The sequence below is a fragment of the Variovorax paradoxus genome, assembly GCF_024734665.1.
Classification (GTDB): Bacteria; Pseudomonadota; Gammaproteobacteria; order Burkholderiales; family Burkholderiaceae_C; genus Variovorax.
Genome location: NZ_CP102931.1, coordinates 2,263,148 through 2,279,195 on the forward strand (window position 1 = coordinate 2,263,148; position 16,048 = coordinate 2,279,195).

At 64.8% G+C, this 16,048-nt stretch carries 14 protein-coding genes; 8 read left to right on the forward strand and 6 right to left on the reverse strand.

Annotated features, from left to right (window positions below):
• The first annotated feature begins 32 nt into the window (after positions 1 to 32).
• From NWF24_RS10605 to NWF24_RS10640, 8 genes are all read left to right on the forward strand, one after another.
• Complete coding sequence (locus tag NWF24_RS10605; protein ID WP_258354127.1) at positions 33 to 428, forward strand: hypothetical protein; 396 nt, start codon at positions 33 to 35, stop codon at positions 426 to 428.
• 50 nt (positions 429 to 478) lie between these two features.
• Positions 479 to 5,197, forward strand: coding sequence for an RHS repeat-associated core domain-containing protein (locus NWF24_RS10610; protein ID WP_258354128.1), 4,719 nt, complete (start codon positions 479 to 481; stop codon positions 5,195 to 5,197).
• Positions 5,198 to 5,200: 3 nt separating this feature from the next.
• Positions 5,201 to 5,656, forward strand: coding sequence for an SUKH-3 domain-containing protein (locus tag NWF24_RS10615; protein WP_258354129.1), 456 nt, complete (start codon positions 5,201 to 5,203; stop codon positions 5,654 to 5,656).
• A 96-nt stretch (positions 5,657 to 5,752) separates the two neighbouring features.
• Positions 5,753 to 6,229 (forward strand): hypothetical protein, encoded by a 477-nt coding sequence (locus NWF24_RS10620; RefSeq protein ID WP_258354130.1) that lies wholly within the window; start codon positions 5,753 to 5,755, stop codon positions 6,227 to 6,229.
• Between the two features lie 396 nt (positions 6,230 to 6,625).
• Positions 6,626 to 7,645, forward strand: coding sequence for a sugar ABC transporter substrate-binding protein (locus NWF24_RS10625; protein ID WP_258354131.1), 1,020 nt, complete (start codon positions 6,626 to 6,628; stop codon positions 7,643 to 7,645).
• A gap of 29 nt (positions 7,646 to 7,674) precedes the next feature.
• Entirely contained in the window at positions 7,675 to 8,634 is a 960-nt protein-coding gene (locus NWF24_RS10630; protein WP_258354132.1) for an ABC transporter permease, read from the forward strand.
• Entirely contained in the window at positions 8,634 to 9,431 is a 798-nt protein-coding gene (locus NWF24_RS10635) for an ATP-binding cassette domain-containing protein (RefSeq protein WP_093050559.1), read from the forward strand. Before NWF24_RS10630 ends, NWF24_RS10635 begins: the two co-directional genes overlap by 1 nt.
• Entirely contained in the window at positions 9,424 to 10,647 is a 1,224-nt protein-coding gene (locus NWF24_RS10640; protein ID WP_258354133.1) for an ROK family transcriptional regulator, read from the forward strand. The genes NWF24_RS10635 and NWF24_RS10640 overlap by 8 nt, the downstream gene beginning before the upstream one ends.
• Positions 10,648 to 10,771: 124 nt before the next feature.
• Here NWF24_RS10640 and NWF24_RS10645 read toward each other — a convergent pair whose 3' ends face one another.
• The 6 genes from NWF24_RS10645 to NWF24_RS10670 form a co-directional block, all read right to left on the reverse strand.
• Positions 10,772 to 11,236 carry a DUF2846 domain-containing protein gene (locus NWF24_RS10645; protein WP_258354134.1) on the reverse strand — a complete coding sequence of 155 codons (465 nt, stop codon included), beginning with the start codon at positions 11,234 to 11,236 and terminating at the stop codon, positions 10,772 to 10,774.
• A gap of 196 nt (positions 11,237 to 11,432) precedes the next feature.
• Positions 11,433 to 11,861, reverse strand: a complete 429-nt coding sequence (locus NWF24_RS10650; RefSeq protein ID WP_258354135.1) for a DUF6194 family protein — start codon at positions 11,859 to 11,861, stop codon at positions 11,433 to 11,435.
• Entirely contained in the window at positions 11,861 to 12,871 is a 1,011-nt protein-coding gene (locus NWF24_RS10655) for a Bug family tripartite tricarboxylate transporter substrate binding protein (protein ID WP_258354136.1), read from the reverse strand. Before NWF24_RS10655 ends, NWF24_RS10650 begins: the two co-directional genes overlap by 1 nt.
• A 13-nt stretch (positions 12,872 to 12,884) precedes the next feature.
• Positions 12,885 to 14,303, reverse strand: coding sequence for a sensor histidine kinase (locus tag NWF24_RS10660; RefSeq protein WP_258354137.1), 1,419 nt, complete (start codon positions 14,301 to 14,303; stop codon positions 12,885 to 12,887).
• Positions 14,304 to 14,969, reverse strand: coding sequence for a response regulator (locus NWF24_RS10665; protein WP_093050550.1), 666 nt, complete (start codon positions 14,967 to 14,969; stop codon positions 14,304 to 14,306).
• 26 nt (positions 14,970 to 14,995) lie between these two features.
• Positions 14,996 to 16,006: a Bug family tripartite tricarboxylate transporter substrate binding protein gene (locus tag NWF24_RS10670; protein ID WP_258354138.1), complete on the reverse strand. Its 1,011-nt coding sequence runs from the start codon at positions 16,004 to 16,006 to the stop codon at positions 14,996 to 14,998.
• Between the last annotated feature and the right edge of the window lie 42 nt (positions 16,007 to 16,048).

Below are 16,048 nucleotides of genomic sequence, written 5' to 3' on the forward strand. Positions count from 1 at the left end.
GGCAACGTCATCACTTCATCGATTCCATGTTCATGAAAAACATCAAGACCGTCTTTATCGCCACTGTCCTCCTGGGCGCCGTCTCTCTGTGCTTAGCGCAAGCGGAAACGAAAACCACGCTGACCAAGCTGCACCAGAGTTACGAGAAGCAGGGCCGCCGCGCGCTCGGCATGCCGGAGTACGGCAAGCGCGTGCAGTTCCCGGCGGTGGTCGTCGAAGCGTCTGATTCCTTCGGCGGCACGTCGATGATCCGCGCCGCCGATGTGCGCGGCAACCAGGAACTGGCGCGCTTGACTCCGGCGGACGACGCACAGAACCAGAAGATGGGCGAGATGCGCAGCGGCGCGAAGTTCACTGCGAGCTGCGAGGTCGGCTTTGCGATGGGCTCGGCGTTTCTCACGATGAAGGACTGCGTGATCCGGCCCTGAAGCCGCATCCGCAGCAAAGGCAACGTACCAGTTCGAGGCAGGGAGGGAAGATGGCAGGAAACGAAGGCCCGCAACAACAAGGCCAGAAACCAACTGAGAGAGAACCCCAGACGGCGGTAGCGCCGCTGAACACCATCGTCAAGGAAGACATCGCCGCTGCGAGCAAGGCGGTGGACGATTGGTTGCGTTCGTTCAGTGGCGGCTACGTGACGCTGGAGCGCCTGACGATGGTGCTTGGCAGCATTCCGATCATCGGCAACATCATGGCGTTGGTGGATGTGTTCCTGGACATCATCAACATCGTCGAGAAAAAAGCCAAGGACGGGGTCGAGGCATTCCTGACCTGGGTCAGCCTGGGCATCAACCTGATCGGGCTGATCCCGTTGCCGCCGAGCATGGCGGCAGCGCGCATGAGCCTTCGGCCCACGCTTCATCTGGTGAAGCAGGAGTTGAAGGCAGCTGCCTCGAACCTGGGCGAAGCCATCGTCACGACGCTGGTGGGGCACCTGAACGCCACCATCATGGGCGAACTCGACAAGTTCATCGATGGTGCCATCGACAAGCTCGACGGCATTCTCAGGAGCTGCGCCGACCTTGCCGACAAGATCATCGACAACCTGGTGGACATCCTGCGGCGCGTGCTGGGCCAGAAGGACCTGTTCGACGTCGCGAAGCCCGGTGCGACGGAAACGCGCGTGCACGACCCGAAGACGCAGAGCACCTGGAGCCGCATGTGGGGCACTGCCGTGCGCTACTCCAAGCAGTCGGCGAACTATGTCGCCAAGACTGCCGCCAGCCAGCTGCCCGCGGGCGTTGCCGGCAAGGTCAATGGCGTGATCACGCAGATGCTGGACTTCAAGCGCCTGCTTCGCAGCCAGCTGTCGGCGCTGGCCAACAAGGAGGCTCAGGCCAGCATCATGTGGCTGCTGCACAAGTTGCGGGATGCACTGCTGCGCAAGAAGGGGAAGCGCGCGGCCATCGTGCCGCCGCAGGCGGGTGCCAAGGCGGAGAAGGACAATCCGGGCACGCCGCTCGGGCACATCAGCAAGCAGGCACCGGCGCAGGGAACTTCGGGCTGCAAGAACTGCCCCGCGCCCGCGCGCAAGGGCGCCTCGATCAGCCTCGCTACCGGCAACGAGAGCTTCACGCACACCGATTTCGTGCTCGCTGCGCCGCTGCCGATCGAGTGGGCGCGCACCTATGCCAGCGACCTCGATGCCTTCGATCGCGGTAGCCTGGGAGCCCGGTGGATCACGCCTTACAGCATGCGGGTGGACGTTGCCACGCCAGTGCGTGGCGCACGCCAGGGGCAGACGAGCTTGGTGTATCACGCAGCCGACGGGCGTAGCCATGCCTACCCGCTGCTGGAGGTGGGGCAGACGCATTTCGATGCCATCGAAGAGGTCAGCATCTCGCGGCTGAACGAGAGCCTGTTGGCACTTGACTTCGGCAAGCCACTGCCTGCGGGCGAGCATGGTGAATGGCGGGAGATCTACGAGCTCGTCGATAGCAAGCAGCAGCACTTCCGGCTCGTCGCGCAGCAGGCGAAAGACGGCATGTCCATCGGCCTGCGCTACGACCACGTGATCGCCTCGACCGGCGAACGCGTGCTGAGCGACATCATCAGCAAGCAGGGCGAAGCTGTCATGGCGCACGTGGGCACGCAGCCGGATGCGCAGACCGGCCTGATCAAGTCGCTGTGGGAGCTGAAGGACGGCCAGGTCATTCGTCAACTGGCCGCCTACACGCACGACGCAGAAGGTGACCTCGTCGCCGCGCAGGACGAGGACGGCGCGAGCTGGAGCTACACCTATAGCCACCACCTCGTGACCCGCTACACCGACCGCACCGGCCGGGGCATGAACCTCGAATACGACGGCACCAGCGCCGACGCCAAGGCCGTGCGCGAGTGGTCGGACGATGGCAGCTTCGCGCTCACGCTGGAGTGGGACAAGAACATCCGCCTGACCTACGTGACCGACGCCCTGGGCGGCGAAACCTGGCACTACTACGACATCCAGGGCTACACCTACCGCATCATTCACCCAGACAAGCTGCAGGAATGGTTCTTCCGCGACGACGCGAAGAACATCACGCGCCACGTGCACACCGACGGCAGCACCGACGATTACACGTACGACGAAGACGGCAACCTGCAGACGCACACGCGTGCCGACGGCAGCCGTGTGTATTTCGAGTACGACAGTCTGCATCGCCTCACGGGCATCCTCGATGCCGAAGGCGGCGTGTGGAAGCGTGACTACGACGCACAGGGCCATCTCACGGAAGAGATCGATCCGCTCGGCCACAAGACCGAGTACGCCTACGACAAGGCCGGCAGGCCCGTGCGGATCACCGATGCGAAGGGCGGCGTAAAGGCGCTCGCCTATTCCCCGTCGGGGCAACTGCTCAGCTACACCGACTGCTCTGCCAAGACCAGCCGCTGGGAGTACGACGAAAGGGGTCGTCTTGCCAAAGCGACCGACGCTGCCGGCAACACCACCAGCTATCGCTACGCAGCCGGCCAGCTCGAACAAGTCGTGCAGCCCGACGAGACGAGCGAGCATTTCGAGCACGATGCCGAAGGCCGCCTGCTGACGCACACAGACGCGCTCGGACGAGCCACGCGCTACAGCTACACGCGCGCCGGACTGATCGCCGGTCGCACCGACGCCGCAGGCCGCTCGCTCAAGTACTACTGGGACCTGCTGGGCCGCCTGACCGAGTTGCACAACGAGAACGGCAGTCGCTACGACTTCCGCTATGACCCGGTGGGCCGCCTGCTCGAGGAAACCGGCTTCGACCGCAAGACCACGCAGTACATCCATGAGGAGACCACCGGTGTCCTCGCCGGGGTGATCGAAGCGGGGCACCGCACCGAACTTGAGTTCGATCCGCTCGGCCGTTTGAGCGAACGCCGAGCCGGCGATCAGTCGGAGCGCTTTGCCTACGACCGCAACGGCCGCCTGCTCGAGGCGACCAACAGCGACGCACGCCTGCAGTGGTTCTACGACCCGGCCGGCAACCTGACGCGCGAACACCACCACTACCTGGAGCGCAAGCGCACGGCAGTCTGGCAGCACCGCTACGACGAACTCAACCAGCGCATCGCCACCGTGCGGCCCGACGGCCACATGACCCAGTGGCTGACGTACGGCTCCGGCCATGTGCACGGGCTGATGCTCGACGGCCAGGACATCCTCGGCTTCGAGCGCGATGACCTGCACCGCGAGGTTGCGCGAGAACAAGGCAATGGATTGAGCCAGCGGCAGAAGTACGACCCGGCCGGGCGGCTGCTCGAGCAGCAGATCTCGCGCACCAGGCCTGGCGCCATCGAGTCGAGCGCTGGCATCCAGCGCAGCTACAGCTACGACAAGGCTGGCCAACTAGTCACCATCGGCGACAGCCGGCGCGGCAACCTGAGCTACCGCTACGACCCGGTGGGCCGCCTGCTCGAGGCCAACAGCCGCGTCGGACGCGAGCTCTTCGCCTTCGATCCTGCGGGCAACATCGTCGACGCTCCGCCGACCGGCGACCCGCTCAGGCATCCCACCAGCAAGCTGCTGGACAACCTGCTGAGGAACTACGCCGGCACCAGCTACCGCTATGACGAGCGCGGCAACATGACCGAGCGGTTGCGCAACGGCTGGCGAACCGTCTTCGCTTGGGATGGCTTCAACCGGATGACGGCAGCGACGGATCAAAGCGGCACCACCACCACCTTCAGCTACGACGCATTGGGGCGCCGGTTGTCGAAGAGCTCGGGCGAGGCCACGACGCTGTTCGGCTGGGATGGCGACGTGCTCGCGTTCGAGAGCACGCAGAGCAAGTCAGCGATCGAAGAGGGCGGTGGGCACGGCTGGAGCGTGCACTACGTCCACGAGGCGAACTCGTTCGTGCCGCTGGTGCAGGTGCGCCGGGCAAGTGCGATGGTGCTGAGCGAGACGACGGATGCGAAGGCACTGATGGAGGCCAACGGCGGCGTCTACGACATCGAGCAGGATCCTTTGTGGAACGGCGAGCAGAGAAATGTGCCGCGTGCGTTCGACAGGAAGGAGATGGCGTTCTATCAGTGCGACCACCTGGGTACGCCCCAGGAACTGACTGACCATGACGGACAGGTCGCGTGGTCGGCGCAGTACAAGGCTTGGGGGGAGGCGCGGGAGGCGATCAGCGAGGCGGGGAGACGGGCGGGGTTCAGGAATCCGATCCGGTTCCAGGGGCAGTACTGGGATGAAGAGACGGGGCTGCACTACAACAGATACCGCTACTACGATCCACAGGCTGGGCGGTTTACATCAGGCGATCCGATCAAGCTTGCAGGGGGCTTTAATCTTCACGAATACGCACCCAATCCTATCCAATGGTCCGATTCGCTGGGGCTCCAAAGATCTCAGGGATGTCCTGATGCTCTTGAAGAGGCGAAGCGAGAGGCTGCAAAACTGAGAGCTGCAGGTGGCAAACTGCCCACAGCAACTTGTGCAATGGTGAATCGCAAAACAGGAAAGGTTTACACCGGCACCAGTGGAACAAAGCCCACCAACATCAGCGGTAAATTGGGGGTGAGCATGCCAACTTCGTCTTTGGAGCCTTGGAATACTAATAATTGTGCGGAAATTGATGCCGCAAATAAAGCGTTGAAAGATGGCTCGTCTATTGTTGATCTCGATGTGGCTACCGTCTACACCCGATCTGGAGAGCCTATGCCGTGCTGTCGAAACTGCTCTGTAACTTTCAAAAATTATAAAGTCCTAACGGGCAAGAGGTGATTGATGGATTATCAGTTCAATGAAAAGCTGGTTTCTGCTTTGGAAGGTGCTGGATGGATTTCGAGGCGAAAGGTAAAAGTTTCTTCTTATGTTTTGGATTGGAAGAATGAAGGTTACAAGATTTTCCCCGGGGCTTTAAGGTTTGCCGAGAATTTTGGCGGGACTGTATTAAAGCATCCAGGGTATAACGGTGAAGGTTTTGACGAGAGTTGTTTTGACCCATCCGCAGCGTCTCGCCGCTTGGATCGAAGTTGGGTTGTGGAGGATTATCAAATTCTTGCAAAGGAGGAGTTGATTCCTGTTGGTCAGGGTTATTCTGGCCATTTGACTTATTTGTTGGGTGATGGTGGTGGTTTTTATGGGGGGTTTGATGATTATTTTTGCAAAATTGGAAATACTGTAGAAGATGCGCTGGCGAATATTATTTTTGCCAAAGGTTTTGAGAAAATTTCTTCATGAGTTCTTTTTTGATGTTACGGGATTCATTTGATCGCCCAGCGGACCTGTTGCTCATTGAGCTGTCATGGCGGGCTCAGCGTTTGTTATGGAGTGAGAGTGACTAACCCGTATAGCAGAGATGAAGAGAAGCAGCTCGACGCCATCGAAGAGGAGTTGATGGAAGAGTGCGTACCCTTTTTCCAAACGATGAAGATGTACGCGGAGTTTCTGCACAACTGCATTCTGGTCGGGCGATTCAGTGGGACTGCGCCATCCGCTCAACTTGATCTTGTTGCTGAGCATCTGCAGGTAGCAATAGCTAGCTTGGGCCTCGACAACAGTGATGAGTTGCGGGTGCCGGGCAAACTCGAGCTTTGGAAGCTATTTTCTCGCTCCGAAAAAGAACATCCAACTCTGGCCGCGCTGTGCCGGTGTGCTGTTTGCTGCTTTCATGAGGAAGCCGGATGGGATCCGGACAAGAATGACAGCGTGACTCCTATCCCGTTCTACCTCTTCCTGCTCAAGCGGCTTGATCCTGAAATGGGCCTGGAGTTCTTGACATATGCGCGCCGATATTTGCTTGCCTCTCGTTAGAGCAAGACACAGCTGGCGATCCGCGCTGGGAGATGGCAGGGGGCGCAATGCAATGGACAGAGCCAACGGCAGATGCGGCTCTGCCGGGGCTACTAGAAGCCACGAGCCTGCGTTTGATCTGGCTGGCAACATCGTCCTTCTTGACCGGCAAGCTCCCGGACAACAGATCGAACAGGCTCTAGCACTGCGATGAGTGCGGAAATCATCGCCAGACGTCGCCCGGCAAGCCTGCCGCCGAAGCCACCAAACCTCGGGTTTCCGATAACTAAATCATCTTGATTTAGTCCTCCCGCTGCCCGATAGTCCCCTTGCGCCCGGACGCCCCATTCCAAGGCCAGCGATCCGGATCCAAAACCGCAGGGCGCATCACCCAGCGTCCGCCCAAGGAGACAAACCATGCCCCGCAGCAGCTCCCGCACCATCCTGGCCATTGCGGCCATGTCCCTCGCCGCAGTGACCGCATCCACCGCCGCATTCGCCGCCGACCAACCCATCATCGGCCTGGTCACCAAGACCGAAACCAACCCCTTCTTCGTCAAGATGAAGGAAGGCGCGCAGGAAGAGGCCAAGAAGCAGGGCGCCAAGCTGCTTTCCGGCGCGGGCAAGGCCGACGGCGACAACGCGGGCCAGATCACGGCGATGGAAAACATGATCGCGGCCGGCGCCAAGACCATCCTGATCACGCCTAGCGACGCGAAAGCCATCGTGCCGGCGATCAAGAAGGCGCGCGACAAGGGCGTGATGGTGATCGCGCTCGACAGCCCGGCCGATCCGCCGGACGCGACCGACGCGCTGTTCGCCACCAACAACTACACGGCCGGCGTGCTGATCGGCGAATACGCCAAGGCCGCGATGGCCGGCAAGCCCGCGAAGATCATCGCGCTCGACCTGTTGCCGGGTCACCCGGTGGGTGCGCAGCGCCACAACGGCTTCATGAAGGGCTTCGGGCTGCCGGCCAACGAGGCGAAGTCGAACGAGCTGTCGAAGGCGCCCGAGATCGTCTGCATGGCCGACAGCTACGGCGACCAGGCCAAGGCGCAGACGGCGATGGAAAACTGCCTGCAGAAGGCGCCTGACGTGAACCTGGTCTACACGATCAACGAGCCCGCCGCGGCCGGTGCCTACAACGCGCTGAAGCGCGCAGGCAAGGAGAAGGGCGTGCTGATCGTCTCGGTCGACGGCGGCTGCCAGGGCATCAAGGACACCAACGCCGGCATCATTGCCGCGACCTCGCAGCAGTACCCGCTGAAGATGGCCGCGATGGGCGTGGCCGCGGGCGTCGAATTCGCCAAGACGGGCAAGAAGGCCTCGGGCTATGTCGACACGGGCGTGACGCTGATCGCCGGCAAGAGCGTGGCGGGCGTCGACAGCAAGGACACCAAAACTGGCGCCGAGCTGTGCTGGGGCAAGAAGTAAATAGCTGACAGCCCCCAGGGAGTATCTCGATGGCGAAATCTGCGACGCACCACATTCCGTGGGGCGCCTTGGGGCCGTGGCTGGCCCTTCTTGGCGCGTGCATCTTCTTTGCAACCCAGTCCGACCGTTTTCTCACGGGCGGCAATCTCTCGCTGATCCTGCAGCAGGTGATGGTGGTCGGCGTGATCGCCATCGGCCAGACGCTGGTGATCCTCACGGCGGGCATCGACCTGTCGTGCGGCATGGTGATGGCGCTGGGCAGCATCATCATGAGCAAGTTCGCCACTGAGCTCGGGCTGCCCGTGCCGGTGGCCATCCTGTGCGGCATTGGCGTGACGACGCTGTTCGGCCTGCTCAACGGGCTGCTGGTCACGCGCATCAAGCTGCCGCCCTTCATCGTGACGCTGGGCACGCTGAACATTGCCTTCGCGATCACGCAGCTGTACTCGTCCTCGCAGACCATCACCGACCTGCCCGGCGGCCTCACGGGCCTGGGCACCACTTTCACCATCGGCAGCGCCGAGGTGGCGTGGGGTTCGGTGCTGATGGTGGTGCTCTATGCGCTCACGTGGTTCGTGCTGCGCGAGACGGCGGCGGGCCGGCATATCTACGCGGTGGGCAACAACGCGGAGGCCACGCGGCTGGTCGGCATTCCGACGCAGCGCGTGCTGCTGGGCGTGTACGTGGCGGCGGGTGTGCTGTACGGCATCGCCTCGCTGCTGTCGGTGGCGCGCACCGGCGTGGGCGACCCGAACGCGGGGCAGACCGAGAACCTTGACGCCATCACGGCCGTGGTGCTCGGCGGCACCAGCCTGTTCGGCGGGCGCGGCATCGTGCTGGGCTCGCTGATCGGCGTGCTCATCGTGGGCGTGTTCCGCAACGGGCTCACGCTGATGGGCGTGTCGTCGATCTACCAGGTGCTGGTGACGGGCGTGCTCGTGATTCTTGCGGTGGCGGCCGACCAGCTGTCGCGCCGGGGAGCCCGCTGATGAACACCGTCACCAACCCCAAGATCGTCATGCAGGCCAAGGGCCTGGTGAAGCGCTATGGCCAGGTTACGGCGCTCGACGGTGTCGACTTCGAGCTGCGCGAAGGAGAAATCCTCGCGGTGATCGGCGACAACGGCGCGGGCAAGTCGTCGCTCATCAAGGCGCTGTCGGGCGCGGTGGTGCCCGACGAGGGGCAGATCCTGCTCGACGGCCAGCCGGTGCACTTTCGCAATCCGCTGGATGCGCGCCGCGCGGGCATCGAGACGGTCTATCAAGACCTGGCCGTGGCCCCGGCCATGACCATCTACGAGAACCTGTTCCTCGGCCGCGAGTTGCGCCGCCCCGGCTTCCTGGGCAGCGTGCTGCGCATGCTCGACAAGAAGCAGATGCTGCTCGAAAGCACGGCCCGCATGGCCGACCTGAAGGTCGGCATCCAGTCGATGACGCAGGCGGTCGAAACACTCTCGGGCGGCCAGCGCCAGTGCGTTGCCGTGGCGCGCAGCGCGGCCTTCGCGCGGCACGTGGTCATCATGGACGAGCCCACCGCCGCGCTGGGCGTGAAGGAGGGCAACATGGTGCTGGAGCTGATCCGCCGCGTGCGCGACCGCGGCCTGCCCGTGGTGCTCATCAGCCACAACATGCCGCACGTGTTCGAGGTGGCTGACCGCATTCACGTGGCGCGGCTCGGCAAGCGCGCGGCGGTGCTAGACCCGAAGAAGATCAGCATGAGCGACACGGTCGCCGTGATGACCGGCGCGATGACGGCCGACCAGTTGCCCGCGGAGGCGCATGCCTGATGCGGACACACCTGCACGCACGCCCGACCTGTTGCGGCCCCGCGGCTCTAACCAGGTCGGCATGCGCCAGTTCAACGAGCGCACGGTGCTGCAGGCATTGCGCGTTCACACCAGCCTGCCCAAGGCCGACCTCGCGCGGCTGACCGGGCTCAGCGCGCAGACCATCGGGCTCATCACCGCGCGGCTGGAAGAAGACGGGCTTATCGTCAAGCAAAGCCGCGTGCGCGGGCGCATCGGGCAGCCTTCGGTGCCGCTGGCGCTGAACCCCGACGGCGCCTTTGCCATCGGGATCAAGGTCGGCCGGCGCGGTGCCGAATGGCTGCTGATCGACTTCACCACGCAGGTGCGCGAGCGCCATGCCATCAGCTACGACTTTCCCGACGTGGACGAGCTGCTGCCCGTCATCACGCAGCACATGCACCGGCTGCGCGACGGGCTGGGGTCGCTGGCGGTGCGCAACGTTGGGGCGGGGCTGGCAGCGCCATTCCAGCTCGGGGGCTGGCACCGCACGCTGGGCCTGTCGAAGGCGCAGTCAGACCTGTGGAACCAGATGGACCTGGCCGCTGAGGTGCGTGCGCGCACCGACGTGCCGGTGAGCTTCGCGCGCGACACGGTGGCCGCCTGCGTGGCCGAGCTGGTGGGCGGGCGGGGGCACGACCTGAAGAGCTTCCTGTACATCTTCGTAGACACCTTCGTGGGGGGCGGGCTGGTCATCAACTCGCATCTGCACACCGGTGCGCACGGCAATGCGGGCGCGCTCGCTTCACTGCCGATGCAGCCACCGGGCAGTCGCGGCGCACTGCCGCCCCAGCTGGTTGCGCAAGCGTCGCTCTGGGAGCTGGAGCAGCGCCTGATAGGCGAGGGCCTCGACGCCATGGCCGCGTATGACGACCGCGCCTTGCAGCCGCCCTATGCCGCGACGACGCAGGCCTGGCTGGAAAGCGCATCGCAGGCGCTGGCGCACGCCATCGTGAGCGGCACCGCCATGCTCGACCTGCCCGACGTGGTGGTGGACGGCTCGATGTCGCGCCCGCTGCTGCAGGCGCTGCTGGACCAGACCCGCGCCGCGCTGGACCGGTGCAACTGGGAAGGCCTGTGGCAGCCGCGGCTGCATGGCGGCAAGGCGGGGGCGCAGGCCTGTGCGCTGGGTGGCGCGATGCTGCCGCTGCACGCCAACTTCGCGCCGGACCACGACGTGTTCCTGAAGGCAGGTTGAGAGGCCACCGACGTCGCAACGCACCTCATGCACGCCTTGGTGGCCGACCGTTCCTTGAAGGCCGGTGTCGAAATTGCCTGGAAGGGCGATCGGCCGCTTGCGATCGCCCCCCAAGGGGCACTGCTTACTTGCTGCACTTGCCCGGCTGCGCCAGGCCGAGTTTGGCTACATCGGCCTTGCCTTGCTCTTCCGGAATCTGCTCCAGGTCGGCGCCGCCCACGAAAGCTCCCATCTTGATGAACTGCCGGACGAAGTAGTTCTTGCCGGCATCCATGAATACCTCCAGGGAATTGGGCGAGAACTCCGATTCCGTTTCGATCTTGTTCTTCTTGCCGCCGTCGACCTGCGTGTAGAAGAACACGTCGGATGCACTCTCGCCCAGGCATTTGCCGTTGACCCAGATGTCCTTCTTCAAAGCCTTCCCGACGAAGCTGTTGCGATAGACATAAAGGCCGGATTTCCCGGTGGCCGGGGCGCTGAACTGCTTGGCCTTGTCGCTCTCCTCCTTGCTGGCCATATTGACGGAGGCGCATCCTGTCATCAGCAGCGCCGACAGGACAACGATGCTGCTCTTGTGATTGATCTTCATTTTTGTGATCTCGATTGTCTATAGAAGACCGAGTACTCCCTCGACCCGGCCGCTCGCGGCAGTGGTGTCGCGAGCGGGGGCATTATGCTTTTTGTTTCAATGCGTAATCTGGATTCGGATGGCGGATCCCCGCCGAAATTGGCGTTCCAGGAACATCACTGTGCGGGTCCCGGCAGACAGCTGCCGGGCTATTTGTCTATTTGTTCTTGTCTCTTGCGGCCACGAGGCTGTGGGCCTCTGCGATCAGCGGCTTCATCGTCTCGAATGTCCTGTCGCTCGGGTTGATCACACTGACCCAGTACATCTTCCCGTACACAGGATGTGGCATCAGCCTGTCGAGCGCGGTGTAGTCGATGGCGGTGGTGTCCGTCTTGCCGAACAGCGCGTGGAAGGTCTCCTTGCCCACGCCGATGTTCAGGCGGAATACGCCGGGGCGGTCCAGATTCGAGGCGTTGTCGAACTCGCTGTCCTTCGTCACGAGGGTGGCAAAGGGAAACTTGTTGTCCGAGTTGTGGAAGAAGAAGGTGTTGTCGTCGGCAACCTGGAAGTGGCCGCCGGCCAGCAGGTCGATGAAGTGTTCGGTGATGGCGTCTTCGGTCATGAGCGCGATCTTGCCTGTGTTCATCAGGAGGGCCAGCGCCGAAGGCCCAGTTCGTCTGCGAGTTGGCGGTAAGTCTTGATCTGCGCCTGCACGTAGTCGTCGAGCGCGGGGCCGGTCAGGTCGAAGGGGTAGAGCCCATGTCGCTCGCGCAAGGCAGCGTAGGCGGGCGCAGCGCTTGCTTCGCGCCAGGCGGTGGTCCATGCGCGCACGGCGGCCTCGGGCACGTCTGAGCTCAGGTAGAGGCCGCGAACGGTCGGCCACACCAGGTCCACGCTTTGCTCGCGTGCGGTCGGCACGCCGGTGAGCGCCCCCCCCAGCCGCTTGTCGGACAGCACGGCCAGCAGGCGCACCGCCGCGCCGCCCGCAATGGCCTGCAGGGCTTCGGCTGCATCGCCGGGGAACACGTCGACGTGCTTGCCCTGCAATGCGCTCAATGCATCTCCGCCGCCCTCGAACGACACGAAGCGCATGGCCTTGTGATCGCGCCCCGCCGCGCGCACCAGCAGTGCGGCCTTCACCCAGTCCTGGCTGCCGACCGTGCCGCCCGCGCCGAAGGCGATGCGCGACGGGTCTTGCCGCAGCGCGGCGACCAGGTCCTGCAGGCGCTTGTAGGGCGAGTCGCGATGCACGGCGATTACGCCGTAGTCGGTGCCCAGCGTGGCGATCCAGCGCACGGCCGAGGGCGAATGCGGGCCGAAGCGGCCTTGCGCGAGGTTGAGCAGCGAGCCGCTGGAAAACGCCACCAGCGTGCCCGGGCCGCCGAGCTTGCCTGTGGCGACGCGGTCGAAAGCCACGGCGCCAATGCCGCCCGGCAGGTAGCGCTGGGTGAGCGGCGGCCGCGCGGGCCGCACGGCCTGCAACGCGTCGCGCGCCAGCGCGCAGGTCAGCGCGAAGCCGCCGCCGGCCTTGGCGGGGATCACGCAGTCGGCGGCGTTTTCGGAGGGATCGTTGGCGGCCATCGCACGCACGCTGAAAGGCATCAGCAACGCGCACAACGCGCGAAGTGCATGGCGGCGGGTGGGGGGCGTGAACATGGCAGTGGGCCCGTCAGATGGCGGCCGGGCGAGGCCACCAGATGATCGCATGCAGCCCCGGGCCGGCCTCGCGCGCTTCGAGCCGCAGTTCGCCCCGGTGCCGCTGCGCAATGGAGCGCGCAATGGCCAGCCCGAGCCCGAAGCCGCCCTTGCCGGCGCGCGCGCCGCGCCGGAAGCGCTGGCCCAGCGCGGCGCGTTCCTCGTCGCCGAGACCGGGGCCGTTGTCCTCGACGTTGAGGCTCCAGCCCGCCGCGTCGCCCGCGGCAAAGAGCGTGATCGTGCCTTCGGCCGGCGTGTAGGTGATCGCGTTGCTCACAAGGTTGCCCAGCGCCTCGCGCATGAGCCCCCGGTCTGCCACGGCAAGGAACTCCGGCGTGGGCGAATGAATGCCCAGGTCGATACGCTTGGCGCGTGCCAGCGGCAGCAGGTCGACCGCCACTTCTCGTAGCAAGCCTGCAAGGTCGAACTCGGCGGGCTCCACCGACACCGTGTCGCTGCGGCCCAGCGCCAGCAGCTGCTGTGCGCTGCGCGTCGCGCGGCCGATCTCGGTACCCAGCGCGTCTAGTGCCACTTGTACTTGCGTCGGGTCTTGCTCGCGCCGTGCGTAGTCGGCCTGCATCTGCAGCGTGGTGAGGTGGGTGCGCAGCTGGTGCGAGGCGTCATCCAGAAACCGGCGCTGCTGCGTCACGAGGTCTTGCGTGCGCGACATCTGCTGGTTGACCGCGGCCACCAGCGGGCGAACCTCGGCAGGCAGGTCGGTCTCGGCGATGCGCGTGAGGTCGTCGGGCGTGCGCGAGCCCACTTCGCGCGCCAGCCGCGACAACGGCCGCAGCGCCGCCGCCAGCGCCAGGGCGGTGCCGCACAGCAGCATCGCCAGCACCAGCCCGTCGCGCAATGCCGCGCTGCGCACGAAGCGCGCGCTGAACTCCTGCCGCGAGCGTGTGCTTTCTCCCACCTGGATCAGCACACTGCGCCCGGTGCTGCCGGCCGGCGCGCGGTCGAGATCGCGGCGGTAGGCCGCGAGCCGCACTGCTTCGCCGAAGTAGGTGGCGTCGTAGAAGGCCGGCACGCCCATCGCCAGTTCGGTGGGCGGCGCGGGCAGGTCGGCGCTGCCGAGCTCCACCAGCCCGTCAGACGTGGACACGCGAAAGAACACCTGGCCGCTCGCCGTCAGCTCGAAGAACTCGAACATCGTGTACGGCAGCTCGACCGACAGGCCACCCGAGGCTGTCGAGATGTTGGCGTCGATGGACTTGAGCGCGCCCAGCAGCGAGCGGTCGTAGGCCGCGTTGGCGGCGGCCAGCGCGTCGTGCCGCGTCATCCACAGCTCGAGGCCTGTCACGACCAGCAGGGCTGGGAACAGCAGCAGTGCGAGCCGCTGCCAAAGGCTGGCACGGCGCAGGCGGTTGACGATGCCCTGCGTCACGCGCACTCAGTCTGCTTCCAGTACATAGCCGAGCCCGCGCAACGTGACGATGCGAACCCCGGTGCCGTCGAGCCGCTTGCGCAGCCGGTAGACGAAAACCTCCACCGCCTCGGGGTGCACCTCTTCATCGTCGGAGAACACGCGCTCGAGGATCTGCTGCTTCGACAGCGGCTCGCCGCTGCGCTGCACCAGCACGCGCAGCACCGCCAGTTCGCGCGGCGAGAGCGCCAGCGCCTCGCCGTTCAGCGTGAAGTGCCGGCGCGCGCCGTCGTACACCAGCGGGCCGCAGGCCAGCCGCGGATGCTCCACGCCACGCGCGCGGCGCACCAGCGCATGCAGGCGCGCTTCGAGCTCGGCCAGCGCAAAGGGCTTGGCGAGGAAGTCGTCGGCGCCCGCGTTGAGCGAAGCCACACGCTCGTTCAGCGAGTCGCGCGCCGTGAGGATCAGCGCTGGCAAGCGCTGGTCGCGCTCGCGCAGCCGTTGCAGCACCGTGTGCCCGTCGAGCCCGGGTAGGCCCAGGTCGAGCACCAGCGCATCGTGGTCGCGCTGCTGCAGCGCCCGGTCGGCCAGGCGCCCGTCGTCCACCCATTCGACCTGGATGCCCGCATGTTCCAGTGCCTTGCAGAGCCAGGTGCCCAGGGTGTGTTCGTCTTCGGCCAGCAGGATGCGCATGGCGCCGATGCTAGAGCCTGTGCTGCTCAGTCGGGCTTGATGTTTGCCCTTGCGATGACCTTCTGCCAACGGGTTTGCTCGGCAGCGATGAACTGCGCGAACTGCTCCGGCGTGCCGCCGACGGCCTCGGCCGCGTCGGCCGTCAGGCGCTGCATCGAGTCGGGCGACTTCACGGCCTTCATCGTCTCGGCCGAAAGCTTGGCCAGGTTGGCAGGCGTGATGTTCGCCGGCGCGAGCATGCCGTACCACTGAGTCATCTCGAAGCCCGGGAAGCCCTGTTCGGCCACGGTCGGCACATCGGGCAACTGCGGCAGGCGCTTGGCCGAGCCGGTCGCGATGCAGCGCACCTTGCCCGCCTTGATGAACGGAATGATCGCTGCCGCGCCGATGGCCGAGGCGTCGAGCCGGCCCGAGAGCAGGTCGGTCACCATCGGGCCGGTGCCGCGGTAGGGCACGTGAAGCATGAACACATCGGCCGTCATCTTCAGGTACTCGAAGGCCAGGTGGCCCGCGCTGCCGTTGCCCGCCGAACCGTAGCTGAGCTTGCCCGGCTTCGACTTGGCATACGCGATGAATTCCTTGAGGTTCTTCGCCGGCACGTCGGGGTGCACCACGTAGAGGCTGGGCACCTTGGCCAGCAGGCTCACGGGCTTGAAGTCCTTGTTCGCGTCGTAGGGCAGCTTGGCAAAGATGTACGGGTTGACCGCCAGCGTGCCGATGTGCCCGAGGATGATCGTGTGCTGGTCGGTGCTGCGCGCCACTTCGCTCATCGCGATATTGCCGGCCGCGCCTGGCTTGTTGTCGACGAACACGCTCTGGCCCAGCGTGCGCGAGAGCTCGGCGGCGGTCGAGCGCGCGACGATCTCGGAGCTGCCGCCAGGGGCGAAGGGCACGACGAAGCGGATCGACTTGCTGGGCCAGGTGTCCTGGGCGGAGGCCAGCGAGGGCAGCAGCCCGCCGAGGGTGAGGGCGCCGCCAGCCTGCAGCCAGTGGCGGCGGTTCAGGCGGGCGTCGTTCGGGGAAAAGAAGTCGGACATGGTGCTTGTGTCTCCAGCGCTTTTGGATTGAAAGCGCGCATC

What these genes read in the sequence shown, in the direction of transcription:
- NWF24_RS10650 (WP_258354135.1), bottom strand. Translation starts at nt 11,861, where the DNA reads ATGAACACAGGCAAGATCGCGCTCATGACCGAAGACGCCATCACCGAA.
- NWF24_RS10645 (WP_258354134.1), bottom strand. Translation starts at nt 11,236, where the DNA reads ATGAAGATCAATCACAAGAGCAGCATCGTTGTCCTGTCGGCGCTGCTG.
- NWF24_RS10665 (WP_093050550.1), bottom strand. Translation starts at nt 14,969, where the DNA reads ATGCGCATCCTGCTGGCCGAAGACGAACACACCCTGGGCACCTGGCTC.
- NWF24_RS10625 (WP_258354131.1), top strand. Translation starts at nt 6,626, where the DNA reads ATGCCCCGCAGCAGCTCCCGCACCATCCTGGCCATTGCGGCCATGTCC.
- NWF24_RS10640 (WP_258354133.1), top strand. Translation starts at nt 9,424, where the DNA reads ATGCCTGATGCGGACACACCTGCACGCACGCCCGACCTGTTGCGGCCC.
- NWF24_RS10670 (WP_258354138.1), bottom strand. Translation starts at nt 16,006, where the DNA reads ATGTCCGACTTCTTTTCCCCGAACGACGCCCGCCTGAACCGCCGCCAC.
- NWF24_RS10615 (WP_258354129.1), top strand. Translation starts at nt 5,201, where the DNA reads ATGGATTATCAGTTCAATGAAAAGCTGGTTTCTGCTTTGGAAGGTGCT.
- NWF24_RS10605 (WP_258354127.1), top strand. Translation starts at nt 33, where the DNA reads ATGAAAAACATCAAGACCGTCTTTATCGCCACTGTCCTCCTGGGCGCC.
- NWF24_RS10630 (WP_258354132.1), top strand. Translation starts at nt 7,675, where the DNA reads ATGGCGAAATCTGCGACGCACCACATTCCGTGGGGCGCCTTGGGGCCG.
- NWF24_RS10635 (WP_093050559.1), top strand. Translation starts at nt 8,634, where the DNA reads ATGAACACCGTCACCAACCCCAAGATCGTCATGCAGGCCAAGGGCCTG.
- NWF24_RS10655 (WP_258354136.1), bottom strand. Translation starts at nt 12,871, where the DNA reads ATGTTCACGCCCCCCACCCGCCGCCATGCACTTCGCGCGTTGTGCGCG.
- NWF24_RS10610 (WP_258354128.1), top strand. Translation starts at nt 479, where the DNA reads ATGGCAGGAAACGAAGGCCCGCAACAACAAGGCCAGAAACCAACTGAG.